Source organism: Curtobacterium flaccumfaciens UCD-AKU (genome assembly GCF_000349565.1).
Classification (GTDB): domain Bacteria; phylum Actinomycetota; class Actinomycetes; order Actinomycetales; family Microbacteriaceae; genus Curtobacterium; species Curtobacterium poinsettiae.
The window spans coordinates 193,255-204,474 of record NZ_KB714620.1 but is presented as its reverse complement, the minus strand read 5'-3'; the positions used below and the strand labels follow the sequence as shown (position 1 = coordinate 204,474).

Genomic DNA, 11,220 nt, shown 5'->3' with positions numbered 1-11,220 from the left:
TCCCTTCAGTGTCGTTCGACACGGACGATCAGTTGGACTTCGCGGTCAGCCAGACGGTCATCGCGACGACCGCCCCGAGTCCGAAGATCCAGATGAACAGACCCTCGGCGACCGGCCCCAGGGAGCCGAGTGCGAAGCCACCGGGGGACTTGTTGTCCTGCACGTACTTGAGGTACGTGATGATGTCGGCCTTCTGCTCCGGCGTCAGGTTCAGGTCGTTGAAGACCGGCATGTTCTGCGGGCCGGTGAGCATGGCCTCGTAGATGTGCTTGCCGGAGACCGTCTCGAGGTTCGGGGCGTACTTGCCCTCGGTCAGGGCACCGCCGGCGCCGGCCACGTTGTGGCACATGGCGCAGTTGATGCGGAACAGCTCGGCACCTTCGGCGGCGTCGCCGTCCTCACCGTTGGTGAGTTCGGTGGACGGGACCGACGGGCCGGGGCCGAGGGAAGCGACGTACTGCGCGAGCGCGTCGACCTGCTCGTCCGTGAACTGCGCGGGCTTCTCTTCTGCCTGCGGACCCTGTGCGGCCATCGGCATGCGGCCGGTGCCGACCTGGAAGTCGACCGACGCGGCGCCGACACCGATGAGGGACGGACCCTCGCTCGTGCCCTGCGCGGAGAGACCGTGGCAGGTGGCGCAGTTCGACGCGAAGAGCTTCTCGCCCTCGTTCACCTGCGACTGGCTCGAGGTGGCGAGGGTGCTCGTGCTGTCGTCGGCGTTCGCCGTGGAGCTGAACAGTGCGTACGCGCCACCGGTGGTCATGAGACCAACGACGATGAGCGACACGGTCGCCATCGGTGAACGGCGGCCCTTCTTGGACTTGGTTCTGTTGAACATGTGCTGGGGGGTGTCCAGTTCCTACTTGAGAAGGTAGATGACGGCGAAGAGGAAGATCCACACGACGTCGACGAAGTGCCAGTAGTACGACACGACGATGGCGGTGGTCGCTTCCTTGTGGCCGAAGTTCTTGGCGGCGAAGCCGCGGCCGAGCGTCAGCAGGAAGGCGATGAGGCCACCGGTCACGTGGAGGCCGTGGAACCCGGTGGTCATGTAGAACGCCGAGCCGTACGCGCTGGAGGAGAGCGTGACGCCCTCGTGCCACAGGTTGGCGTACTCGAAGATCTGGCCGCAGACGAAGATCGCACCCATCGCGTAGGTGACGAAGAACCACTCCGTCATGCCCCAGTGGCGCGGGTTCCAGCTCGTCCGGTGCACCTGGAAGCGCTCCGCGGCGAACACGGCGAACTGGCAGGCGAAGCTGGACAGCACCAGGATGATCGTGTTCACGGAGGCGAAGGGCACCTCGAGCTTCGTGGTCTCGGTCGCCCAGAGCTCAGGGGACGTGCTGCGGAGCGTGAAGTAGATCGCGAACAGGCCGGCGAAGAACATGACCTCGCTGCCCAGCCACACGATCGTCCCCACGGCCACGGCGTTCGGCCTGTTGAGGGCCGGACCGCTGGCTGATCTGGAGAGAGAGGTGCTAGTCACGTCCTCCATTATGGCCGAAACCCCCGACAGTGTTTTCGCAGGAGACTGGCGGGTCTCTCGAATTCACTACGATCGATCCATGCCTGACGCACTTTCTTGGCCAGCGGTGATCAGCGCGCTCATGGCGCGCGAGGACCTGACGATCAGGCAATCCACATGGGCCATGGAGGAGATCGTCCACGGGCGTGCCACCCAGGCCCAGATCGCGGCCTTCGCCGTGACGCTCCGCGCGAAGGGCGAGACCGTCGACGAGGTCGTCGGTTTCCGTGACGCGATCCTCGACGCCGCGGTTCCGCTCGACGTCGACCCGATGGCGCTCGACATCGTCGGTACGGGCGGCGACGTGGTCGGCACCGTGAACGTCTCGACGATGGCGGCGATCGTGATCGCCGCTGCCGGGGTCCCCGTCGTCAAGCACGGCAACAAGGCCAGCTCGTCGAAGTCCGGGTCGAGCGACGTGCTCGCCGCCCTCGGACTCGATCTCACGATGGACGCCGCGCGTGTCGCGGACACGTTCCGGCGTGTCGGGCTGACCTTCGCCTTCGCCAACGCGTTCCACCCCGGTTTCGCCCACGCAGGCCCCGTCCGGCGGGAGATCGGCGTCCCGACGGTGTTCAACTTCCTCGGTCCGCTCGTCAACCCCGCACGGTGCGAGGCCAACGCCGTCGGCGTCGCCCAGCTCGAACTCGTGCCGATCATCACGGGCGTGTTCCAGACGCGCGGGGCGACCGCACTCGTGTTCCGAGGCGACGACGGACTCGACGAGCTGACCACCACCGGGCACAGCCACATCTGGGAGGTCACCGGCGGCCGTGTGACCGAACACGACCTCGACCCACGGGACCTCGGCATCGCCCGCGCCCGGACGGAGGACCTGCTCGGTGGCGACCCCGAGCACAACGCCGCCGTCGTCCACCGACTGCTGGCGGGGGAGACCGGACCCGTCCGCGACATCGTCCTGCTGAACGCCGCGGCCGGGCTCGTCTCGTTCCGACTGGCACAGGACCCGAACGAGGCCGACCGCCCGATCCTGCAGCGCTTCCGCGAGCAGCTCGTCGTCGCCGCCGAGGCGATCGACTCCGGCGCCGGTGCGCGCAAACTGGCTGATTGGGTCGGCGCAGCTCCCGCCGCGTAGTCCACGCCGCCCCGCGCACCGTGCGCGGTGCATCCTCCGGTGCGAGCCTGACGGCTCGGTGCGGCGCCACGAGCGCGCACCCGGCGGTCACCGCTGCACCCGGTGGACAAACCCGCACCGTGCCGTACCGGCAACCCCACGCCGGACCGGAGGGCCGTGGTGTGCCCGCCCCGCGCCTCCAGTCCGCACCGTGCGCGGTCCGCGATCCCGTGCCGCTTCCGCGAGAGCCGCACCGTGCGCGGTGCGTCCTCCGGTGCGAGCCTGACGGCTCGGTGCGGCGCCACGAGCGCGCACCCGGCGGTCACCGCTGCACCCGGTGAAGAAACCCGCACTGTGCCGTACCGGCAACCCCACGCCGGACCGGAGGGCCGCGGTGTGCCCGCCCCGCGCCTCCAGTCCGCACCGTGCGCGGTCCGCGATCCCGTGCCGCTTCCGCGAGAGCCGCACCGTGCGCGGTGCGCCAGCCGGTGCGAGCCTGACGGCTCGGTGCTGCGCCACGAGCGCGCACCAAACGGTTACCGCTGCACCCGGTGAACAAACCCGCACCGTGCCGTGCCGGCAGCCCCCAACGACCCGACGACGCGCCGACGGGCCGACGGGCCGACCGCGACCGACCCGCAGGAGACGCAACGCACTGGAGGCCCGGTGCCGGTTCCTGGAACCGGCACCGGGCCTCCCGTCGGTGCGATCAGCGCACGCGATCAGCGCGCGCGTGCGGTGTTACTGCACGTCCTCGTCGACCCAGTCGAAGGTCTTCGTGACGGCCTTCTTCCACAGGCGGAGCGTCCGCTCGCGCTCGGCGGCGTCGAGCTGCGGCTCCCAGCGCTTGTCCTCCTGCCAGTTGGCACGGAGCTCGTCGAGGTTGGCCCAGAAGCCGACCGCGAGACCGGCGGCGTAGGCCGCACCGAGCGCCGTCGTCTCCGCGACGACCGGGCGGACGACCGGCACGTTGAGCATGTCGGCCTGGAACTGCATGAGCTCGCTGTTCGCGGTCATGCCGCCGTCGACCTTGAGCTCGGTCAGGTCCACACCGGAGTCGGCGTTGACCGCGTCGAGCACCTCGCGGGTCTGCAGCGCCGTCGCCTCGAGGGCGGCACGCGCGATGTGGCCCTTGTTGACGAAGCGGGTCAGGCCGACGATCGCGCCGCGGGCATCGGGACGCCAGTACGGCGCGAAGAGCCCGGAGAACGCGGGCACGAAGTACACGCCGCCGTTGTCCTCGACGGTCTTGGCCAGGGCCTCGACCTCCGGGGCGCTGCCGATCAGGCCGAGGTTGTCGCGGAGCCACTGGATGAGCGAGCCCGTGACGGCGATCGAGCCCTCGAGGGCGTAGTGCGTCTCCTGGTCGCCGAGCTTGTAGCCGACGGTGGTGAGCAGGCCGTTCTCGGAGCGGACGATCTCGGTACCGGTGTTGAAGATCAGGAAGTTGCCGGTGCCGTAGGTGTTCTTCGACTCGCCCTGGTCGAACGCGGCCTGGCCGAAGGTCGCGGCCTGCTGGTCGCCGAGGATGCCGGCGATCGGGACCTCGCGCAGCAGGCTCGAGGACTCGACGTGGCCGTAGACCTCGGAGGAGCTGACGATCTCGGGGAGCATCGACTTCGGCACACCGAAGTCGGCGAGGATGTCGTCGCGCCACTGGAGCGTCTCGAGGTCCATGAACAGCGTGCGGGACGCGTTCGTGACGTCGGTCTTGTGCACGCCGCCGTCGACGCCACCGGTCAGGTTCCAGAGGACCCAGGTGTCGGTGGTGCCGAAGAGCAGGTCGCCCGCCTCGGCTTTCTCACGCGCACCCTCGACGTTCTCGAGGATCCACATGATCTTGGTGCCGGCGAAGTAGGTCGCGAGCGGCAGGCCGACGATGGCCTTGTACTTGTCCGTGTCGCCGTCGGCGAGCTTGTCGACGAGGGCCTGCGTGCGGGTGTCCTGCCAGACGATCGCGTTGTAGATCGGCTTGCCGGTGGTCTTGTCCCAGACGACGGCGGTCTCGCGCTGGTTGGTGATGCCGACGGCTGCGACGTCGTGGCGCGTGATGTCGGCACGCGACAGTGCCTGACCGATCACCTCGCGGGTGTTGTCCCAGATCTCGGCGGGGTCGTGCTCGACCCACCCGGCGCGCGGGAAGATCTGCTCGTGTTCCTTCTGCCCGGTCGAGATGATCGAACCGGAGTGGTCGAACACGATTGCTCGGGTCGAGGTCGTGCCCTGGTCGATGGCGACGATGTAGTCGGCCATTGGTGCTCCTTACGGGTGTGTTCGGTGCGGTTGCGTGGTCGGTCGTGCGGAACGGCCGCCCACGCCTTCGGGGTGGGGGTGGGTCAGCTGACGACGGGCAGCAGGGCGACGGACAGGCCGGCAGCGAGGGCGCCACCGATCAGGGGTCCGACGACCGGCACCCAGGCGTAGGCCCAGTCGCTCGAGCCCTTGCCCTTGATGGGCAGGAAGGCGTGCGCGATGCGCGGGCCGAGGTCACGGGCCGGGTTGATGGCGTAGCCGGTGGGACCACCGAGGCTGACACCGATCGCGATCACGAGGAAGGCGACGGGGATGGCGCCGAGGTCCGTGGGGGTCCCGCCGTTGGTGAAGGCGAGGACGACGAAGACCAGGACGAAGGTGCCGATGATCTCGGTGACGAGGTTCCAGCCGTACGAGCGGATCGCGGGGCCGGTCGAGAAGACACCGAGCTTGGCGGCCGCGTCGGGCTCCTCGTCGAAGTGCTGCTTGTACGCGAGCCAGACGATGACCGCACCGATGACCGCACCGATCACCTGGGCGATCCAGAAGAGGAACATCTCGCCGACGGTGATCTTGCCGAGGATCGCCTGCGCGAGGCTGACGGCCGGGTTGAGCTGGCCACCGGACTTGTAGGCCACGGTGGCACCGGCGAAGACCGCGAAGCCCCAGCCGATCGTGACCATGAGGAAGCCGGCTCCGAAGCCCTTGGACTTCGCCAGCGAGACGGCGGCGACGACGCCGCCACCCAGGATGATGAGCATCGCCGTACCGACGAGCTCGGACAGGAACTTGACGCCGATGTCGTCCATCGGTGACCTCCAGTGCGTGAGGTGGGGGTCCGGCCGTGGTGCGCCGCACTCCCCGTTGAGTGATTGAGGCCAACCATAGTGACGACGCTCACGGCCGGGTGGTGAATTCGTGAGCGGAGAGCGGGATCGTGCACGAACGTGCAGGGCGAGTGTCCCCAGCACGATCCGGAGCCGGTGACGCGTCCTCGGTGTGCTGCACGAACGTGCATCCCCGCCGGACGGCTGGCCGTGCCGCCGATGTAGATTGGGCGTACTCCGGTCGACGACGCGCGGTGTGACCGCCACGGCTCGACCCCGTACCCGTGGAGGCACCGCATGAAGAAGCTCATCAACGACCCGCAGGCCGTGGTCGCGGAGACCGTCCGGGGGTTCGCCCGGGCACACGCCGGACACGTCGTGCTGGTCGAGGACCCGATCCACCTGCACCGCGCCGACGCCCCCGTGGCCGGCAAGGTCGGCATCGTCAGCGGTGGTGGCAGCGGGCACGAGCCACTGCACGCCGGCTTCGTCGGGTACGGCATGCTCGACGCCGCCGTCCCCGGTCCGGTGTTCACGAGCCCGACCCCCGACCCGATCGTCGCCGCGACGAAGGCCGTCGACGGCGGTGCCGGCGTGCTGCACATTGTGAAGAACTACACCGGCGACGTGCTGAACTTCGAGACCGCCGCAGAGCTGGCCGCGATGGACGACGTCCGGGTCGAGTCCGTTGTGGTGGACGACGACGTCGCCGTGCAGGACTCCCTGTTCACCGCCGGTCGTCGCGGTGTCGCCGGGACCGTCGTGGTGGAGAAGTGCGCCGGTGCCGCCGCGGAACGCGGGGACGATCTGGACGCGGTCGCCGCCGTGGCCCGGCACGTCAACGACGTCACGCGCTCGATGGGGCTCGCGCTCGCCTCGGGCACCGTCCCGCACGCGGGGGAGCCGTCCTTCGTACTCGCTGACGACGAGGTCGAGCTCGGCATCGGCATCCACGGCGAGCCGGGCCGCGAGCGGATCGCGATGGCGCCGGCGGACCAGCTGGTCGACCGCGTGCTCGAACCGATCCTGACGGACCTGGACGCCCCGGCCGGATCGGCACTGCTGCTGCTGGTCAACGGCATGGGCGGCACACCGCTCTCCGAGCTGTACATCGCCTACCGACGCGCCGCCGAGGTGCTCTCCGACCGCGGCTACCGGGTCACGCGTAGTTTGGTCGGCGACTACGTCACGTCCCTCGAGATGCAGGGGTTCTCGCTCACCGTCACGGTGCTCGACGACGAACTCACGGCCCTCTGGGACGCCCCGGTGGAGACCCCGGCCCTGCGCTGGGGACGCTGAGCGACCGCGCCTGCGACCGCAACCGCAACCGCAACCGCAACGGACGCTCGACCACCGGACCACGACACCGGACCCCACCGGGCCGGACACACGAAGGGAACCGCATTGGCGCTCGACACCGCATGGGCCATCGACTGGGTCCGTCGCACCGCCGCGACGATCGACGAACACCGTGCCGAGCTGGTCACGCTCGACCGCGAGATCGGGGACGGTGACCACGGCGAGAACCTCGACCGAGGCTTCCGCGCCGTGCTCGAATCCGTCGACGCCGGCTCCTTCGACACCCCGGGCGCCGTCCTCAAGGCCGTCGCGACGAAGCTCATCTCGACGGTGGGCGGCGCGGCCGGTCCGCTGTTCGGCACCGCCTACCTGAAGGCCGCGCAGGCTGCAGGGGACGCGTCCGAGCTCGACGCGGACACGCTGGTCGCGGTCCTGACCGCCGCGCGTGACGGTGTGGTGTCCCGCGGCAAGGCCGCCGTCGGCGACAAGACGATGGTCGACGCGTGGAGCCCCGCGGTCGACGCCGCCGCAGCGGCTGCCGGCGCCGGCGCCGACCCGGAGGCCGTGCTCGCCGCCGCAGCCGACGCCGCAGCGCAGGGGGCCGCCGACACCGAGCCGCTCGTGGCGCACAAGGGCCGCGCGAGCTACCTCGGCGACCGCGCGATCGGGTACCGAGACCCCGGTGCGCAGTCGACCGCGTACATCCTGCGCGCAGCTGTGGACGCCGCGTGACCGTCGGCATCCTCGTCGTCTCGCACAGCGCTGCGATCGCGACGGGCACCGTCGAGCTCGCCCGGCAGATGGCCGCGGACGTGCCACTCGTCGCCGCGGGCGGCACCGACGACGGCGGCATCGGCACCTCGTTCGAGGCGATCACCGCCGGCATCGAGGAACTCGCCGGGGCCGACGGCGTCGTGGTGCTGTGCGACCTCGGCTCCGCCTACCTGACGACCGACACCGCGCTCGACTTCCTCGACGACGACGTCCGCGCACGGGTGCACGTGTCGCCGGCCCCGCTGGTCGAGGGCACGGTCGCCGCGGCGGTCGCCGCCCAGACGGGCGGGGACGCCGACGCGGTCCTGGCCGCTGCGGCGTCAGCCGCGGGTTCCGAGGCGGACGCGAGCACCGCCTCCCGTCCGTCCGGTGACCAGCCTGGAGGCACGGGGCCGGCCGACGGGGCAGGTCCCGTCGGCGACGCAGCCGGCGCAGACCGCGTCAGCGCGTCGGTCGAGCTGGTGAACGAGACCGGGCTGCACGCCCGGCCCGCCGCGGAGTTCGTCAAGACGGCGGCGAAGTACGACGCGAGCGTGCACGTCAACGGTGTGGACGCGAAGAGCCTGCTCGCGATCATGGCCCTGGCGCTGCCGAAGGGCGCGACGGTGTCGATCGACGCGACCGGTCAGGACGCGCAGGCCGCGGTCGACGCCCTGGTCGAACTGGTCCGGTCCGGCTTCGGCGAGTGACACCGCCGCCGGGGGAGTCCCCGGCGGCGGTGCGCGCCCCGGTCACCGGATCGAGACCGTGCCCGCCAGGTCGAGGTCCGAGGGACCGCCGGTGACCCCGGCGTCGGCGAGCAGGGTGGCACCGAACACGGCGCTCCAGAACGTGCGGGCGTCACGGGCGACGCCGCCGGGGCTCGTCCATCCCTGGTCGGCGACGACGCGCTCCAGGTAGCGTTCGGACTGCCGGAACAGCACCGCGAGCAGCAGTCGGACGCGCTCCCGCTGGGCGGTGTCGTCACCCGCAGCCGCCAGCGCGCGGACCACGAGGGGTGTCGACGGCATCGCGAGGGCGGTGCGGGCGAGGACCTGGCGGAACGACTCCGACGACCGAGCGCGACGACCGGCCACCTGCAGCCGAGTCGTGTCGCGGAGGAACAGCGCGAACGCGGCGTCGAGCACCAGGCGGTCCTTCGAGCCGTAGTGGTGCGTGATCTGGTTCGGGTACACGCCCGCGGCCCGAGCGACCTCGCTGACGGTGACGGTGCGTACGCCCGCGCTGAGCAGTCCGGCCGTCGCCGCGAGGATCCTCGCCCGCGTCGCCGCGCCGCGTGCCGTGCCGGAGCCGTCCACCGTGGTTGCCATGTCCGAATTGTACGTGGTACAACTCAACTTGTTCAACGTACAAGAGGAGTTCCCGTGGACATCGTCATCACCGGCTACGGCACGGTCTCACCCTTCGGCCACGGCGTCGCACCGCTCTGGGACGCCCTGGTGGCCGGTCGCTCCGGCGTCCGCTCCCTGCACCGCGACGGAGCGCTCTGGGGACAGGTGCCGATCCGGGTCGGTGCCGAGGCGGCACTCGACGCCGACGGGGCACTGGGCCGGGTCCGCGCGAACCGCCTCGACCGCAGTCAGCAGCTCGCGCTCGTCGCCGCGGAGGAAGCATGGACGGACGCGGGTGCCCCCGCGGTCGAGGGCGACCGCCTCGCCGTGGTGATCGGCACCGGGATCGGGGGCGTGGAGACGCTCCTCGACGCGCACGACGTGCTCGGAGCATCCGGTGCCCGACGGGTCTCCCCGCGCACGGTGCCGATGCTCATGGCGAACGGCGCCGCGGCGCAGATCAGCATCGCGTACGGGGCGCGGGGCGGTGCATACACGACGGTGTCGGCGTGCGCCTCCGGTGCCGAGGCCATCGCGACCGCCGCGCGACTCATCGTGACCGGTGAGGCCGACGTCGTCATCACGGGCGGCACCGAGGCCGCGGTGAGCCCGGTGACCATGGCGTCGTTCGCGCAGTCGCAGGCGCTCGCGAAGCCCGACGGCGACGACCCGACGACCCTGTCCAGGCCGTTCGACGCCGACCGCCGCGGCTTCGTCCTCGGCGAGGGCGCCGGCATCGTCGTGCTCGAGCGTGCCGACCACGCCGCCGCACGCGGGCAGCGGTCGCACGGCACGCTCGCCGGGTGGGGGATCACCTCGGACGCGCACCACATCACCGCGCCGCGCACCGACGGCAGCGAGCAGGAACGGGCCATGCGGTCCGCGATCCGGATGGCGGGACTCACCGGGGGCGACATCGACCACGTGAACGCGCACGCGACCGGCACCCCGGTCGGCGACGTCGGCGAGGCGACCGCGATCAGCCGTGCGGTGGGCACCGGAGCGCTGGTCACCGCACCGAAGAGCGCGATCGGGCACATGTTCGGCGCGGCCGGGGCGGTCGAGGCGATCCTGACCCTGCGGGCACTCGAGACCGGGACCGTGCCGCCGACCCTGAACCTCGACCAGCTCGACCCCGCGGTGGACCTCGACGTCGTCTCCGGCACCGCGCGGACGGCTCCGCTCGGTGCGGCGTTGAACAACTCGTTCGGGTTCGGCGGTCAGAACGCGTCGCTGGTGTTCACCGCGGCGTGAGCTCCTGCAGGCCGGTGACCCGGAGCAGGTCGAGCTTCGCGGCCGACTCGGAGCCCGGTACGACCGTGTAGACGACGATGCGCAGGTCGCCACCCGGCACGGTCAGCACGTCGCAGTCGATCTCCACCGGACCGACCGGCGTGTGCACGACCTTGCGGCTCGCACGGTGCTCGGCGATCCGGCCGGTCTCCCACCGGCGGGCGAACTCCGGCGACTCCCGCAGCAGCCGGTCGACGAGTGCTGCCAGGTCACGGTCGCCGGGGTAGCGCCCGTACGCCTGCCGCAGATCGGCGGCGAGGTCACTCGAGAACTCCTCCTGGTGCTCCTCGTCCCAGTCCACCCCGTCGCGCGCCTTGGTGAAGTGCCGCCAGACCAGGTTGCGGTCGAGGCCGACGTACCGCGTCGGATCGCCGTTCACCGCGGCCCACAGGTCGTTCCAGAGCGCGATGTCGTGCGTCGCCGTGAACACCGCGAGCGGCACGTCGCCGAGTCGGTCCACCAGACGCTGCACGCCGGGCGTGACGTGCCGCGGCACCACCTGACGGGACGGCGGGGCGACGCCGGCCACCCGGCACAGGTGGTCCCGCTCCTCGGACGACAGCCGGAGCGCCGTCGCGAGCGACGCGAGCAGCTGCGGCGACGGGTTCGTCGCCCGGCCTTGCTCGAGGCGGACGACGTAGTCCACGCTCACGCCCGCCAGGGCGGCGAGTTCCTCGCGGCGGAGGCCCGGGGTCCGTCTGCCGGGGCCGGCCGGCAGGCCGACCGCCTCGGGACGCACCCGGTCACGCCAGGAACGCAACACGTTCGCGAACTCGCTCATGTCCACCATCATCGCCCCGCGCCTCCAGTCCGTCCTGGTACTGCCGGTCCCACCGTCGC

11 protein-coding genes are annotated in these 11,220 nt (G+C 71.0%); 5 read left to right on the top strand and 6 right to left on the bottom strand.

Annotated features, from left to right (window positions below; all coding sequences use genetic code 11):
* Positions 1 to 28: 28 nt before the first annotated feature.
* Both H489_RS29240 and H489_RS29235 read right to left on the bottom strand, forming a co-directional pair.
* The gene (locus tag H489_RS29240) at positions 29 to 838 is read right to left on the bottom strand and encodes a cytochrome c (protein ID WP_042537210.1); all 810 of its coding nucleotides are present in this window, start codon (positions 836 to 838) and stop codon (positions 29 to 31) included.
* Positions 839 to 859: 21 nt separating this feature from the next.
* Entirely contained in the window at positions 860 to 1,498 is a 639-nt protein-coding gene (locus tag H489_RS29235) for a heme-copper oxidase subunit III (protein WP_031259820.1), read from the bottom strand.
* A 70-nt stretch (positions 1,499 to 1,568) separates the two neighbouring features.
* On the opposite strand from H489_RS29235, the gene trpD reads away from it, so the two are divergent.
* The gene (gene trpD, locus H489_RS29230; protein WP_031259819.1) at positions 1,569 to 2,624 is read left to right on the top strand and encodes an anthranilate phosphoribosyltransferase; all 1,056 of its coding nucleotides are present in this window, start codon (positions 1,569 to 1,571) and stop codon (positions 2,622 to 2,624) included.
* Between the two features lie 720 nt (positions 2,625 to 3,344).
* Here trpD and glpK read toward each other — a convergent pair.
* Positions 3,345 to 4,856: a glycerol kinase GlpK gene (gene glpK / locus H489_RS29225; RefSeq protein ID WP_017887334.1), complete on the bottom strand. Its 1,512-nt coding sequence runs from the start codon at positions 4,854 to 4,856 to the stop codon at positions 3,345 to 3,347.
* A gap of 83 nt (positions 4,857 to 4,939) precedes the next feature.
* Positions 4,940 to 5,665, bottom strand: a complete 726-nt coding sequence (locus H489_RS29220) for an MIP/aquaporin family protein (RefSeq protein ID WP_017887333.1) — start codon at positions 5,663 to 5,665, stop codon at positions 4,940 to 4,942.
* Between the two features lie 315 nt (positions 5,666 to 5,980).
* On the opposite strand from H489_RS29220, the gene dhaK reads away from it, so the two are divergent.
* From dhaK to dhaM, 3 genes are all read left to right on the top strand, one after another.
* Positions 5,981 to 6,982, top strand: coding sequence for a dihydroxyacetone kinase subunit DhaK (gene dhaK / locus H489_RS29215; protein ID WP_017887332.1), 1,002 nt, complete (start codon positions 5,981 to 5,983; stop codon positions 6,980 to 6,982).
* Positions 6,983 to 7,087: 105 nt separating this feature from the next.
* Positions 7,088 to 7,714: a dihydroxyacetone kinase subunit DhaL gene (gene dhaL / locus H489_RS29210; RefSeq protein ID WP_017887331.1), complete on the top strand. Its 627-nt coding sequence runs from the start codon at positions 7,088 to 7,090 to the stop codon at positions 7,712 to 7,714.
* Positions 7,711 to 8,445: a dihydroxyacetone kinase phosphoryl donor subunit DhaM gene (gene dhaM / locus H489_RS29205; protein ID WP_017887330.1), complete on the top strand. Its 735-nt coding sequence runs from the start codon at positions 7,711 to 7,713 to the stop codon at positions 8,443 to 8,445. Before dhaL ends, dhaM begins: the two co-directional genes overlap by 4 nt.
* Before the next feature lie 42 nt (positions 8,446 to 8,487).
* Here dhaM and H489_RS29200 read toward each other — a convergent pair whose 3' ends face one another.
* The gene (locus H489_RS29200) at positions 8,488 to 9,066 is read right to left on the bottom strand and encodes a TetR/AcrR family transcriptional regulator C-terminal domain-containing protein (protein ID WP_017887329.1); all 579 of its coding nucleotides are present in this window, start codon (positions 9,064 to 9,066) and stop codon (positions 8,488 to 8,490) included.
* A 54-nt stretch (positions 9,067 to 9,120) separates the two neighbouring features.
* On the opposite strand from H489_RS29200, the gene H489_RS29195 reads away from it, so the two are divergent.
* Positions 9,121 to 10,341, top strand: a complete 1,221-nt coding sequence (locus H489_RS29195; RefSeq protein WP_017887328.1) for a beta-ketoacyl-[acyl-carrier-protein] synthase family protein — start codon at positions 9,121 to 9,123, stop codon at positions 10,339 to 10,341.
* On the opposite strand, the gene H489_RS29190 is transcribed toward H489_RS29195, so the two are convergent.
* Positions 10,328 to 11,161 (bottom strand): helix-turn-helix domain-containing protein, encoded by an 834-nt coding sequence (locus tag H489_RS29190; protein ID WP_031259816.1) that lies wholly within the window; start codon positions 11,159 to 11,161, stop codon positions 10,328 to 10,330. The genes H489_RS29195 and H489_RS29190 overlap by 14 nt on opposite strands.
* Positions 11,162 to 11,220 lie beyond the last annotated feature (59 nt).